Source organism: Mesobacillus jeotgali, assembly GCF_014856545.2.
Classification (GTDB): Bacteria; Bacillota; Bacilli; order Bacillales; family Cytobacillaceae; genus Mesobacillus.
The window spans coordinates 660,833-675,357 of sequence record NZ_CP109811.1; the positions used below are offsets into that span (position 1 = coordinate 660,833).

10 protein-coding genes and 1 riboswitch are annotated in these 14,525 nt (G+C 45.4%); of the genes, 4 read left to right on the top strand and 6 right to left on the bottom strand.

The window, feature by feature from the left end; genetic code table 11:
- The first annotated feature begins 31 nt into the window (after window positions 1-31).
- Entirely contained in the window at window positions 32-2,212 is a 2,181-nt protein-coding gene (locus FOF60_RS03370; protein ID WP_192469767.1) for a bifunctional diguanylate cyclase/phosphodiesterase, read from the top strand.
- 88 nt (window positions 2,213-2,300) lie between these two features.
- On the top strand, window positions 2,301-4,472 hold the full coding sequence (locus FOF60_RS03375; RefSeq protein ID WP_192469766.1) for a beta-propeller domain-containing protein: 2,172 nt from the start codon (window positions 2,301-2,303) through the stop codon (window positions 4,470-4,472).
- A 145-nt stretch (window positions 4,473-4,617) separates the two neighbouring features.
- On the opposite strand, the gene FOF60_RS03380 is transcribed toward FOF60_RS03375, so the two are convergent.
- On the bottom strand, window positions 4,618-5,034 hold the full coding sequence (locus FOF60_RS03380; RefSeq protein ID WP_192469765.1) for a VOC family protein: 417 nt from the start codon (window positions 5,032-5,034) through the stop codon (window positions 4,618-4,620).
- Window positions 5,035-5,160: 126 nt separating this feature from the next.
- Between FOF60_RS03380 and FOF60_RS03385 the strand changes: the two genes are divergently transcribed.
- Window positions 5,161-5,355: a hypothetical protein gene (locus FOF60_RS03385; protein ID WP_192469764.1), complete on the top strand. Its 195-nt coding sequence runs from the start codon at window positions 5,161-5,163 to the stop codon at window positions 5,353-5,355.
- Between the two features lie 55 nt (window positions 5,356-5,410).
- Here the strand turns inward: FOF60_RS03385 and FOF60_RS03390 are convergent, their stop codons facing one another.
- The 5 genes from FOF60_RS03390 to FOF60_RS03410 all read right to left on the bottom strand — a co-directional run bounded on the left by FOF60_RS03390 (window position 5,411) and on the right by FOF60_RS03410 (window position 12,242).
- Window positions 5,411-6,757, bottom strand: a complete 1,347-nt coding sequence (locus tag FOF60_RS03390; protein ID WP_192469763.1) for a GntP family permease — start codon at window positions 6,755-6,757, stop codon at window positions 5,411-5,413.
- Window positions 6,758-6,887: 130 nt separating this feature from the next.
- Window positions 6,888-8,423, bottom strand: a complete 1,536-nt coding sequence (gntK, locus tag FOF60_RS03395; protein ID WP_192469762.1) for a gluconokinase — start codon at window positions 8,421-8,423, stop codon at window positions 6,888-6,890.
- Window positions 8,416-9,144 carry a GntR family transcriptional regulator gene (locus FOF60_RS03400; RefSeq protein WP_192469761.1) on the bottom strand — a complete coding sequence of 243 codons (729 nt, stop codon included), beginning with the start codon at window positions 9,142-9,144 and terminating at the stop codon, window positions 8,416-8,418. The genes gntK and FOF60_RS03400 overlap by 8 nt, the downstream gene beginning before the upstream one ends.
- Window positions 9,145-9,651: 507 nt before the next feature.
- Complete coding sequence (locus tag FOF60_RS03405) at window positions 9,652-10,827, bottom strand: IS256 family transposase (protein WP_192469760.1); 1,176 nt, start codon at window positions 10,825-10,827, stop codon at window positions 9,652-9,654.
- Between the two features lie 509 nt (window positions 10,828-11,336).
- Window positions 11,337-12,242 (bottom strand): nuclease-related domain-containing protein, encoded by a 906-nt coding sequence (locus tag FOF60_RS03410; protein ID WP_192469759.1) that lies wholly within the window; start codon window positions 12,240-12,242, stop codon window positions 11,337-11,339.
- A 134-nt stretch (window positions 12,243-12,376) separates the two neighbouring features.
- Window positions 12,377-12,554, top strand: a riboswitch (Lysine riboswitch).
- Between the two features lie 178 nt (window positions 12,555-12,732).
- On the opposite strand from FOF60_RS03410, the gene FOF60_RS03415 reads away from it, so the two are divergent.
- Window positions 12,733-14,331 (top strand): amidohydrolase, encoded by a 1,599-nt coding sequence (locus tag FOF60_RS03415; RefSeq protein WP_192469914.1) that lies wholly within the window; start codon window positions 12,733-12,735, stop codon window positions 14,329-14,331.
- Window positions 14,332-14,525: the final 194 nt, after the last annotated feature.

The following is a 14,525-nucleotide window of genomic DNA, read 5'->3' on the forward strand; positions in this document are numbered from 1 at the left end:
TGCTGAAAATTTAAAGGGACGGGTGATTATAATGCAGCCAGATTTAAATAGCAGATCTCTTTTTGATGTCTATAAATCGTTATTTAATTTCAATCATGATGGGTGTTTTGCCCTTGATGTGCAAGGGAATTTCATTGCATTCAATGAGGAGGCTGCGGTGATAACAGGTTATTCGGAGGAAGAGGCCCTGGAAATGAACTTCATCACGATGATTCATGATGAGTTCGTGGACGATGCAATCCAGCAATTTAAGCATGTCACATCCGGAGGCCGAATAAAATTTGAAACGGCCATTTTCAAAAAGGGTACGGATGAACGGATTGAACTGCTGATCACGGCTGTTCCGATTACGGTTGGCAAGGAGATTCTGGGCATTGTCGGCTGCGCGCAGGATTTCACTGAAAAAAAAGAGCTGGAGGCTTTATTGAGCGGCCAGAATACTATCCTTAAGATGATGGCAAAGGGAGCTTCCTATCAAGAGGTCCTCGATGAGGTAGTTCTTTTTATTGAGAGTTTTACAGACGGAGCGCAATGTTCCATTCTGATTGCTGACCAAGAGGGAAAGAGGCTATTACATGGTTCCTCGCCGAATTTGCCCCCTGTTTATAATGAGGCAGTTCATGGGATGCCGATTGGTCCCACAGCTGGTTCCTGCGGCACGGCGGCTTTTTTGAGGAAATCGGTGGTGGCAACAGATATTGCGGCCGATCCACTATGGGAGGAATACCGCAGCCTGGCATTATCCTATGATTTAAAAGCCTGCTGGTCATCACCCGTTTTTGATGATGATCAGAGGGTGATTGGTACGTTTGGCCTTTATTATTGCCATACAAGGTCTCCGCGTGAAAAGGATAGGAAAATCATCCAGCAGGCAACCGATCTCGCAAGCCTGGTGATCCAGCATTATCGGGCAAAAGAAAAAATCAATTTCATGGCGTATCATGATGCACTGACAGGACTGGCGAACCGGCGGCTGTTTGATGAGCGGGTTGAAACGGCTTTTACTGGGACAAAAGTGGATGAAGGAGAAAAACTGTGCCTCATGTTTCTTGACCTGGACCGGTTCAAGTATGTCAACGATTCACTAGGTCATTCAATTGGCGACACCTTGCTGGTTTATGTGTCTGACAAGCTTAGTAAAAGCTTGGGAGACGGGGTGTTTTTTTCACGGCAGGGCGGTGACGAGTTTACGATTTTACTAGAGCATACGACGAAAGAGAAAGCTGAAGCCGTGGCCCGCAATATTTTGAAGACATTAGAAGAGCCTTTTGTCATCGATGGAACAGATATTTTCATCACAACGAGCATAGGCATGAGCTTTTATCCTGATGATGGCGAGAAGGTTGACATGTTGCTGAGTAAAGCGGATGTCGCGATGTATCAGGCAAAAAAGCAGGGGCGGAACAACTACCAGATTTACGATGTGATGCTCGATCGAAAGGCACTCGAAAAGCTCCAGATTGAAAACGAGCTCCGCAAAGCACTCGATCGGGACGAATTTGTGCTTCATTATCAGCCGATTGTGAACTTATGCAGCAATGAGATCAAAGGAGCGGAGGCGCTTATCCGCTGGCAGAATGACAGGATTGGTTTTGTATCACCAGATCAGTTCATCCCAATTGCTGAAGAAACGGGGCTAATCATTCCGATTGGAGAATGGGTGCTGAAAACTGCCCTGCTGCAGCTCAAGCAATGGCATGCGGACGGACTGAAAGAGCTGACGGTATCGGTCAACTTATCGATCCGCCAATTTTACCAGCCTAATTTAATCGCGATGGTTAAGGAAACACTTGAATTGACCGGAGTCGAGCCGCGATTCCTGACCATCGAGATCACCGAAAGCATGACGATGGACGTGGAAGCTGCAAGCGTCATCCTGCAGGAGCTGAAGAAGCTTGGTGTGAATATTTCAATCGACGATTTCGGGACAGGCTACAGCTCATTAAGTTACCTGAAAAGATTCCCGATCGATCATTTGAAAATTGACCGTTGCTTTGTGGAGGACATCGCTGATAATAAAAGCGACGAAAACATCGCCACGACCATTATTTTGATGGCGCATAACCTCGGGTTATCCGTTATTGCCGAAGGCGTTGAAACAGAGAGGCAGCTGGGCTTACTAAAGCAGCATCACTGCAACGAAGCACAGGGGTATCATTTCAGCAAACCTGTTTCGGGAGAAGAGTTTAGCAAAATCAAGGTTCCTTCGTGATACGGAGGAGCCTTTTCATTTTTAAAAAATAAATAGTGAAACACCTGGAACCATTTTCCGTCTAATTTTTCAAAGGGGCTGAAAAAAGATGAAAAAATGGTGGTTATATAGCGGTTTGCTGCTCATTTCAATTGCAGCAGTGGCGTTTTATTCTTTTTCCCAGTTCAAAATAATCAATGCGTGGGAAGAGGAGCAGGGTGTCTTGCCAAACAAGGTGTGGCAGCTGCAGTTTTCGGAGAAGATTTCTGAAGAAAGTCTCGTTCCTGAATTGATTTATGTGACGAATGACAAGGGAGAGAAGCTCGATACGAAGCTGGAGCTGGGTGAGGACCAGAAAACCATTTTCATCCATCCTCCGGAAAACGGCTATGATCTTAATGCAAAGGAGTATACCGTTCATTTTAAAAAAGGACTTAAATCTGCGCTCGGCAGGGAGTTGGACTCAGAGCACTCGTGGAAGTTCTTTGTAAAAGAAACACTTCCAACCGTTGGCACACAGGAGAACCTGGCGAGCTATTTTGAAGAAATCATGAAGGAAGAGAAAAAGGCCCGGGGCTGGTTTGGCGGGTTGAAGGAATCTTTCTCCATGAATGACTCGGCGGAGGAGTCAGCGTCAGCCGATAAATCCGGAGGCGGCGGGGATGTTTCAGCAACAAATGTCCAGGTGCAGGGCGTTGACGAAGCGGATATCGTCAAGACAGATGGAAGCAGCATTTTTCAGGCTGAGTATGATAAGGTGAGGGTCATACAGGCTGTGCCCGGAGCAGAGATGAAGGTTTTGTCGACTATTCGTTTTGGGAGGGATTTTTCACCCAGCCAACTGTTCTTGCAAGAAGACCAACTTGTAGTCATTGGCCAACAGTACAATGAGAATTACAGGCGCTATGAAGAAACTGCCAAAGATTCGCTGATTGCTCCGATGATGCAGTCGACAACCATCATTGTATATGATGTGAAAAATCCTGCTGAACCCAAGCAGATTCGTGAAGTCAAAGTGGAGGGTCACTATGTTTCGGCAAGGAAGGTAGAGAATCATGTTTACTTGATTACTCAGCATTATCCCGACTACTGGCTGCTGAAGGAGAGCAGGAAAATTGATATCAGGCCAAAGTTCACCGATACAGCAGACGGTTCAAAGGAAAAAACAGTCCGATATGACGATATTCACTATTTCCCAGAATCCCGCCAGCCGAACTATACAGTGATTGCCGCGCTTGATCTGGACCAGCCGAAAAAGGAAATCTCGATGACGACCTATCTGGGCAGCAGCAACCAGCTTTATATGTCAAAGGAGAACCTCTATCTCGCAGTGGAGAATTACGGGGATATGGATTTGAAAGATCGCGGTGTGATTGCCCCGGACACCGATATCCATAAATTTGCGATCAGAGGGATGGATGTCCAATACCACAGCTCCGCTACCGTGCCGGGAACTGTGCTGAATCAGTTCTCGATGGATGAGCACAAGAGCTATTTCCGGGTGGTTACGACAAAGGGTTATGCATGGGACGAGAAGCGGCCGTCTTCCAACCATTTATATATTCTGGATAAAAATTTGAAGGAAACCGGGAAGATTGAGGAACTGGCGCGCGGTGAGAGAATCTATTCCGCAAGGTTAATGGGTGACCGGATCTATATGGTTACGTTTAAAGAAACAGACCCGCTGTTCGTGTTTGATGCAAGCGACCCGGCCAACCCGAAAGTGCTTGGTGAGCTAAAAATTCCTGGCTTCAGCAATTACTTGCATCCTTATGATGAAAACCATATCATCGGCTTTGGCCAGGATACAAAAATCGTCGCTGAAAAAGGAGCGTCGCAGCCGCGAATCCTGACAGACGGAGTCAAGATTTCCTTGTTCGATGTCAGCGATATGTCCAATCCAAAAGAGAAATTCACTGAAGTCATTGGCGGCCGGGGCACTTACTCACCGTTGAATCACGATCATAAAGCCCTGCTGTTCAATAAAGACAAAGACATTTTTGCCTTCCCGATATCGGTTTACCGGAATAGCGAGAAGAACGATTTTGAATCGATTTTTGAATATCAGGGTGCTTATGTTTACGACATTGATCCGGCGACCGGCATTCACTTGAAATCAAAAATTACCCATATTAACGGCGACATGCCGTATTACGAAGATTGGGAGCACCAAATCCAGCGCCTGCTTTACATCGGAGATACCTTGTACGCCCTGTCGGCGGAAAAAATAACAAGCCATAAAATGGACAGTTATGAGAAGGTTGGGGAGCTGGAATTTTAGAAGTGATGGGCTTTCGTTGAAGACAAGGAAAACCAGCTGAGGGTCATTACGGCTTCCAAAATGTACGTTCAAAATAAAAGTGGAGTCAGGCTGTCAGGTGCAGCCGGTCTCCATTATTTTTTAAGGAACTGTTTCCGGCAAAAATTCACCCCAGTCCCTTCGTATTCTGCAGTACAATTCTCCAGCCATCCGGATCGGCAATCGTTATCCCTGAGCTTTTCCAATATGGATTTTCCGGCTCGGCCTCCGGATACCCCATGTCGTGGAGTCGCCTGGCGATTGCGTCCCGTGCTTCCTTATTCGGGATATAGAAGACTAATAGATTGTCTTCAGTAGGCGCAGGGCAGGGACTGCCATCTTCATGCTGGGTGAATTCAAGGTGATAGCTCAAATCAGGCAGACCGAGCATCACGCCATCATAGCCATCATGCTTTTCAAAGCCGCCAACCACTTCTAGCCCCACACCATCCCGGTAGAATTCAACGACCTTTTCCAATTGATTCGTTGGACGCGCAATCCGGAACTGGACAGCGGGTAGTTTTTCAGACCAAGGTTTCTTCATATTCAGCACCCCGATTCCATACTTTTTGTTTTATTATATATGATGAAAACGACACCTGTGGCAGTCTTTAGTTTTCAGTCTGCTATAATGGGAATTATCAAGGATTTCATATTAGAGGTGTTTTGGATGACTCTGGGACTAATTTTGGTAATCATCATCATCATTGGAGCACTGCTGGCAACATTGTTACTGTCCGGTAAGGGAGACGAGGAGTACAGCAAATCCACGAAAAAAAATACTACGAATCTGTCATTGATTTATATTGTTGTGATTGTTCTATCCTTCCTGGCGGTGGGGATTTATGTTAGGTGGTTTGTGTAGGTGGATTTTACGGCAAAAAAGGTCAGCCCGGATATGAGGGGCTGACCTTTTCCTATTATACGAACAGGCTAAGCAATAAGATAAATCCTAAACCTGCTACTGAAATAATCGTTTCAAGCAGTGTCCAGGTAGCGAATGTTTCTTTCATGCTAAGACCGAAGTATTCTTTGAACATCCAGAAGCCTGCGTCGTTCACGTGGGAAGCGATCAAGCTTCCTGCGCCTGTTGCAAGAACAACTAGGGCAAGGTTCACATCTGTCTGGCCAAGCAATGGAATGACAAGACCAGCTGTTGTCAATGCTGCCACAGTTGCAGATCCAAGTGAGATACGCAGAATAGCTGCGATGATCCATGCAAGCAGGATTGGTGATAGGGAAGTACCATTGAACAGTTCAGCTACATAGTCACCAACGCCGCCGTTGATCAAGACTTGTTTGAAGGCGCCGCCGCCACCGATGATCAAGAGCATCATTCCGATGTGGGAGATAGCAGTCGTACAAGAATCCATCACTGTTTTAATAGGAATGTTACGAGCGATTCCCATTGTGTAAATCGCTACAAGCAGGGAGAGTAACATCGCAGTGCCTGCATCCCCGATGAACTGGATTGCTGCAAGGAAGCCGTTGTTCTCAAATCCCATTGTTTTTTGCAATAAAGAAATGATTGTTGCGATCGACATTAAGATAACTGGTAGTAGTGCTGTGAAAACGCTGATACCGAAACCTGGTGTTTCTTCAAGTTTGAATGTCTTTTGTTCACCTAATGAAGCAATGTTTCCTGTTTTGTTAAAAGATTCTGGGACAAGCTTCTTCGCGATTTTTGTGAAAACGGGTCCAGCAAGGATGACCGTTGGAATTGCAATGATAAAACCATAAAGCAATACTTCACCAATGTTCGCGCCATACTCACCAGCGATTACTGTTGGTCCCGGGTGAGGAGGCAGGAAGCCGTGCGTTACAGACAAAGCAGCAGTCATTGGAATACCAAGATACAAAATGGAAATCTTTAATTCTCTTGAAATCGCAAATACTATTGGAATCAATAATACTAAACCTACTTCGAAGAATAGAGCAACACCGATAATAAATGAAGCAGCAACGACTGCCCATTGGATGTTCTTTTCACCAAATTTGTTCACTAGTGTCATAGCAATTCGCTGGGCGCCGCCGGAATCCGCGATCAATTTACCAAGCATCGCACCAAGACCGAAAATCAGAGCAAGGTGGCCAAGCGTTCCTCCAAGACCAGCTTCAATTGTTTTAACAATTTCATCTAATGGCATACCAAGTGCTAAAGCGACACCAAATGATACGATGATCAAAGAAATGAATGTGTTGAGCTTGAAGCCCATGATCAATAATAATAAGGCTAAGATACCAATTGCTACAATAACCAATGGCATTGTAATTTCCCCCTAAGATGTCTATAGTGCCCGCTAAAGCGGGATGTTGCCTCTGTAAAATAAAGCGCTAACATTTTTGGGCGGGGATCAAGTGTCCCCTTATTGAAGAAAGTGCGATTCGGATAATCTCCTATTTAATCAAACTTCTTTGATAGTTTGCGATTCTTGAATAATCTTGTTCAAGTGCCCGAGATAAGCTGATGAAAATCGGCACGAGCTGCCTGTATTCTTTTGCCGCTTCTTCATTCGGCGTGTGCTTGTGGGTGCTGCCGATCATTTCGGATGCGACTTCAAACGAATTAATTCTGCCAGTTGCATAGAGGCCAAGAATGCAAGCACCAAGGCATGAGCTTTCATAGCTTTCAGGAACCACCACGTCGATGTCGAAAATATCGGACATCATCTGGCGCCAAACATCTGATCTAGCGAAACCGCCTGTAGCCTGAATCCTTGTAACCGGGCTTTCCATTGCTTCGGTAAGCGCTAAAAAGACTGTGTACAGGTTGAAAATGACACCTTCTAAAGCGGCACGAATCATATGCTCTTTTTTATGGGACATCGTCAATCCGAAAAAGGAACCGCGGACATCAGGATTCCATAATGGAGCACGCTCACCCGCAAGGTATGGGTGGAATAACAAACCTTCCGCTCCCGGTCTTACGCGCTCAGCGATTTTCGTTAAAACATTGTAAGGGTCGATTCCCAAACGCTTTGCCGTCTCGACCTCGGATGCTGCGAATTCATCGCGGATCCAGCGAAGGACCATCCCGCCATTATTGACAGGGCCGCCGATTACCCAGTGATTTTCCGTCAGGGCGTAGCAAAAAATGCGTCCTTTTTCATCGGTTTGCGGCTCGTCGATGATTGTGCGGATCGCACCGCTTGTCCCAATCGTAACCGCAATTTCCCCTTTTCCAATCGCATTGACACCGAGGTTGGAAAGAACGCCGTCACTTGCGCCGATGACGAAAGGAGTTTTATGGTCAATTCCGATTTGCTTTGCTAATTCAGGATTGCAATCCGTGAACGTTTTTGTTGTCGGTACAAGCTCGGATAATTGAGTTTTTGCGATTCCCGCAATTTGCAGAGCCTCTTCATCCCATTCCAGCTTTTTAAGGTTCATCATCCCCATCGCTGACGCCAGCGAGTGGTCCACGACATACTGGTCAAAGAACTTTTTAAAGACAAACTCCTTGATGCCAATGTATTTTTTCGCTTTCGCAGCAATTTCAGGCCGCTCGTTCACAATCCAGGCGATCTTGCTTAAAGGAGACATCGGATGGATCGGTGTTCCAGTGCGCTTGTATATTTCGTGTCCATTTAATTCTGTTTTAATTTTATGCGCCCAAGCTTCACTGCGGTTATCCGCCCATGTGATGCAAGGTGTAAGAGGCTCATCATTTTCATCAATGGCAATGACGCTATGCATCGCGCTGCTGAATGAAATGAATGCCAGCTTTTTGTGCTGATTGTGTTTCATGATTTTCGTGACGGCAGTCAGGACCGCCATATAAATTTCTTCAGGATCTTGCTCGGCTGTGGAAATATCCGGTGTATAAAGCGGGTAGCCAATGTTCTCCTGCTGGATGACTTCACCCTTCTCGCTGAAAAGCACAGCCTTGGTACTAGTTGTACCAATGTCGACCCCTAGCATATATTCAGTCACTTTTCTCCACTCCCTTGGAAAGCGTTTGTTGCGATATCCAAAGGTCGTCTACTTTACCTTGAACATCATCAAAATTTTGGTGTAAGGATTTAATCATCAGGTCGCGATTCTTCGTTTTGATGGCTTCAATATAAAGCTCATGATTTTCGATGATGCGGTCGAAGTCCTCGTATTTTTCTTCGATTCTTGCCCGCATCGATAACAAGATGAAAGCTTCCATCACAGGCTTCGTGTTATCCCAGATCATTCTGATGTAGGAATGGTCGATAGCCCGGATGATCGTTTCATGGAAAAGTACATCCTGCAGGCTGAATTCGTCGGCATCTCTGTACTTGATGGCGATTTTCATCATTTCGAGAATTTTGCTCAATTCAACTACTAGGTTGGTTGTATCTATTTTGATAAGTCGTTCAAAAACGAATGATTCAATCAATAAGCGGACATCGTAAATCTCTTCGATATCTTTTTCTGTGAGGCCGATGACCACGGCACCCATTCTTTCCAGGCGGATCAGGTTTTCTGCTGAGAGAATTTTAAGCGCTTCACGAATGGGTGAGCGACTCACGTTAAAATCTGCTGCCAGTTTATTTTCCGATAGGATGGCACCGCTTTCAATTAGTCCCGAAATGATTTGCATCCGCAGTTCACTCGCAACACGGTCACCAGTAGAGGCCTTAGAAAGCCATTTTTGGGGATAAAGAAATTCGCTTTTTTTCGTCATTTCCTCACCTTCCTAGTTAATCAAGTATACTTGTATACAAGTATTATAAAACGAATCTTAAAAATTGCAAGCGTTTTCTATGATGATTATTTTGGCAAATTCTTTTGTAGTTATTCGGGGATGGGGGGATTTTACTGGTGGGAGGAAGTGAAGTATAGGAGGAGTATGTGCCCGTGAAAGAGGAAATCGAGAGAGCACGGTCACAAGAAGGTTGAACTTGTGCCCGTGAAAAAGGAAATCGAGAGAGCACGGTCACAAGAAGGGTGAGCTAGTGCCCGTGAAAGAGGAAATCGAGAGAGCACGGTCACAAGAAGGGTGAGCTAGAGTCAAGTCCTGGTTATTGTGTAAAATCAACGGCAAATGTTCTCAACCAAACCCTTTCATTTTTTTGCGAAGCTTCCATGGTTTCTTTTCTTCATCTCCGGGTAGGGATGTCAAATGGTTTTCAATTTGATATCCCTTCCCGGAGATGTAATCATCCATGATGGAAGTGGAGCTGAAAATGCGCTAATATACCCGACCCATTAAAGATTTCCTCTTTGTGTAGTCTGACACATGGTAATGCATCAGAACGGCACCAACCAAACGGTACGCAGATTGGGAATTAGGGAAAATACGGATCACTCTTTCCCTCCTGCGAACCTCCTGGTTCAGCCGTTCCAATGAGTTGGTGCTTCGGATATGGATACGAATGTTTTCAGGAAAATTCATATATTGTATGGTATCTTCGAAACCTTCATCCAAGATGGCAAGCGCTTTTCCAAACCTTGCCTCATTACTAAAACGGTTCATCAATTCATCTTTGAACCGGCGTACGTCATCAATCGTAACTGCTTCAAATACTCGCTTTATCATCATGCGGATTTCAGCTGAATCCTTTTTGGGCAACTTTTCAATGATATTTCGTTTGAAATGGACATTGCATCTTTGCCAGGCAGCGCCTATAAATTCACGTTGGATGGCTTTCTGCAGTCCTTGGTGGGCATCTGAAATTATAAGTTTGGGTGATTGGAGGCCGCGTGATTTAAGCTGTTGGAAAAAACGGCTCCAGCTTTCAAAACTTTCCGCATGGTCAACACTTAGGCCAAGGATTTCACGTGTATGATTCTCTGTAATGGCTGTCGTAATATAAACAGCTTTAGATACGACTCGATTGTGCTCACGCACCTTTATATACATGGCATCTGCGAAAACGTAAGGGTAGTAGGTAGTATTTAATGGTCGTCCAGCCCATTCATTCACAATAGGATCAAGCTTCTGTGTAAGGGATGAAACAAAGGACTTGGACACATTCTTACCACAGAGTTGTTCCACGATGTTGGTCACTTTCCGCGTCGAAACACCATTGACAACCATCTCCAACATGGAAAGGACCAGGGCCTGATCACACCGGGCATACTTTTCGAAAACGGTGGTTGAGAATTCGCCATTACGCGTCCGTGGAACCTTTAGGGCTATATTTCCGATACTCATCAACAGTTCTCGTTCATAGTAACCGTTCCGGTAGTCACGGCGTTCGACAGCACGTTCATAAGGGGCAGCCTTTAAATAGTCGTCTCTTTCCTTTTCCATAAACTCATTTAATACCAACACAACGGCTGATTTAATGACCATATCAAGGTTGGAATTTACAATGGCTTCTTTTAAAACATCAACATTCAGGTTAAACTGTACTTGAGTCATTTATATTCCTCTTTTCACTTGTTTATCGTGGTTGAAAACAGTGTTGCCAAGAGTGAATAAAATGACTCTTTCTTTTTACACAATTATACGGACTTAATCTGAGCTAGTGCCCGTGAAAGAGGAAATCGATAGAGCACGGTCACAAGAAGGGTGACCTAGTGCCCGTGAAAGAGGAAATCGATAGAGCACGGTCACAAGAAGGGTGAACTAGTGCCCGTGAAAAAGGAAATCGAGAGAGCACGGTCACAAGAAGGGTGAACTAGTGCCCGTGAAAGAGGAAATTTAGAGAACACGGTCACAAGAAGGGTGAACTAGTGCCCGTGAAAGAGGAAATCGAGAGAGCACGGTCACAAGAAGGGTGGACTTGTGCCCGTGAAAAAGGAAATTTAGAGAGCACGGTCACAAGAAGGGTGAACTAGTGCCCGTGAAAAAGGAAATCCCAAGAGCACGGTCACAAAAGATTGGAGCATGAAAAAAAGAGGAGGAATCCCCCTCTTCTTCACATCTTATTACTCGTAAAAAGTAGAGCTGCCCTCCCCTTGAACGAGAAAATTGTGCTTCAAGACTCTTCGGATGGTTTTTGGGGAAAAGATTCCATTCACCCATTCATAAATTATTGATGTGGTTACCTTTTGTTCTGGGAAGAGCAATTGATAGGTTACAATCGTCCGCAAGACAGCAGAATCAATTGTTTCCTTAGAATTACAATGACTACAGTAGAAGTTATAACGGTTGTAACTCTCCATCAACTCCCCGCACTCTCTACAAACAACCCCCTTCCTCAACATACTAAAATCATAACTCGACACTCTTGAGTAAGGTGATTTCTTAATATGCAGGGACAATAGGGCTTCAGCTAATTTGGTATGTTTGGTATTCAGCTTAGATGAGACTCGATTCATATTTTTCATAAAGCGATTCAACTGGTTTGGTAAAATAATGGGTGATTTTAATGGTGCCTGCAGAAGGGCGAATTCAGGGTTAATGAACACGAGGTGAGGATCAAGAGGAATGTAGAAGCCAAGTTCCTTAAGCAGTTGTTTTAATAGTGATTCAGCGCGACTTAGTTGGTGGAGAGGGTTTTTGATTTCTTTGCCGGCGGCAGTCTTAAATTTGTCTCCGTCGAGATAATAGTCTCCTTCAAGATTTTTCACTTCAAAAAGGTGTAGCCGGTCCTGGGTGATCACGAAGGAGTCGATTTGAAAAAGGGTGCCATTCACTTCCAGCAGCAGGTCGTTGATAATGATACTCTCAACTTGGTAACCCTTAAACCAGTGGTCGAATTGCACTTCACCTTCATAGCCTTTTTCCAGTGTTCGCAGGTTTTGCGCATCTTTCTCTTCCAGTTCCATTCTTGGTTTCAGGGCTTGCAACAATTGTAATTCTTCTGGTTTCGTTCTTTCTTTTAATATCATATTCCACTTCCTTTCTTCTTTATTTTAAAAAATGCCCGGAAGAAAAACTGTGAACATTTTCCAACATTTTAGAATCTTGATTTAACTAAAACATTCTGATAGTATTAACCTAATTTCATAAGATCTTATCAGATCGGTGAGGTAGAGGAGCGAATAACAAGAGTAATCCATCGGAGTATGACATCGTTGATGGTGGATGAAAGGGTTGTTTGCCGAAGCGTGGCCAGGGTCAAACTGGTTACTGCTGGGATGCTTCCTAAATAAGGAGCAGACTGTCATGCTTGTTTTTGTGCATGGAGAACTACTGATCGAAATGGAGGATAACGTATATTGTAAAAAGCAATGATAGGTTATTTTCTATCATTGCTTTTTGGCATGCTAGAGCTTTCTGCTATCCCCTTCAATCAAACTCCTTTTGCATACGTCCGTATGCGCACTTCGAACATTTTTCAAGCATGATCTGTCTCACTTTTAACCAAAGGAGAGAATCATCTTGAGAACCATCTACACTAACGGAACGATCTACACATTCAATTCACGCAAACCTATTGTTCAGGCGGTCGTCATCGAACATGGCCGTTTCATCGATATGGGAACTTCAGCTGATATGGTGCTGCAATGGGGCAGCAACGCGCAAATCATCGACCTGGAGGGAAAGACTGCTACTCCAGGCTTGATTGACAGCCACCTTCACTTATCCATCATGGCCGACAGTTTCATAAATTTGGATTTTGTCGGAGTCACTTCCAAGCACCACATGCTCGCTAAAATTCAGGAAAAAGCCAGTCAGCTTAAGCCTGGTGAATGGATTGTCGGCAGCAGCTGGGATGAGAACCTTTTTACCGATGGAGGCATTCCGACGATTGCAGAGCTGGATTATGTTGCTCCAGCAAACCCGTTGTTTTTAACAAGGACGTGCTTGCACGCGACGCTGGTTAACAGCAAGGCGCTGGAAGTTAGTGGCTATCATCCGTCGGTTTCGGTTCCGGATGGCGGAACAGTAGTCCTCGATGAAATAACAAAACAGCCGACCGGCCTGTTTCTCGAGTCAGCGGCGAATCTGGTTAGGGCCTACATCCCTGAGCGCTCGTACGACGACTGGAAAAACGCGATGCGCGAGACAATGCATTTTGCGATGAGCAAGGGGCTGACGAGCGTCCATACGAATGACCCGCTCTATCTTGGCGGCCTTGAAATGACATGGAATATTTTCAATGAGCTGCTGAACGGGGAACAGGTGGGCTTGCGCAGTAACCTGCTGATTAACCATGAGTTTTTACCAAACCTAAAAGAAGCAGGAATGTACACGGGCTATGGCAATGATACTTTGAACATCGGCGCTGTTAAAATTTTTGCTGACGGAGCGTTCGGAAGAAGGACTGCGCTGCTCTCAGAGGAATATAGCGACGCACCGGGCCATTACGGTGATGCGATGTATGACCAGGAGCAGATGTACGAAATCGTCCGTGGTGCAAGAGAATTGGACATGCCGATTGCGGTGCATACAATTGGCGACAAAGCTCTCGAAAATATGCTGGACGTGCTCGACCAATTCCCTGCAGCGGCGTATCGCGACAGGTTGATCCATGCACAGGTTTTACGGGAGGAACTGATTCCTCGCCTGAAATCCCCAAGCCGGATTGCCGATATCCAGCCGCGCTTTATCGCGAGTGATTTCCCATGGGTGCAGGAGCGCCTTGGCGAAAAGCGGATCAAGCTATCGTACGCATGGAAAACGCTGATGGAGGCTGGTGTCATTTGCGCTGGCGGCTCAGACTCTCCGGTTGAGCCGGTGGATCCAATCCTCGGAATCCACGCAGCCGTGACACGCAAAAAGCCGGGTGAAAAACATGAAGGCTATGTGCCAGAACAGAAGCTGTCGATGGTGGAGGCATTCCGCCTGTTCACCGAGCTGGGTGCGTATCCAACAAACGAAGAGACGATAAAAGGGACGATTGCACGCGGCAAACTTGCCGATATGACGGTTTTCTCCGCCAATCCATTTGAAATGGCAGATCCGGATGAACTTTTAGCGATGGACATCGAAATGACGATCATCGGCGGGGAGATTAAGTATCGGAAGAACTAAAAGGGCGGTATTCAAAAGGAGGCTGTTTTCGCAGCTTTTCAAACACCGGATATATGGAAATATCGGGCCGAACACCGCATTCTTGCAGGTTTTTTTCGAACGGGCATTCCTAGAGGTTACGGCTCTTTTCGAAGATGCTTCCAGGGTGTTAAAGCAACAAAGACGGCCTAGCTAAAAAAAGATCAACGAACAGC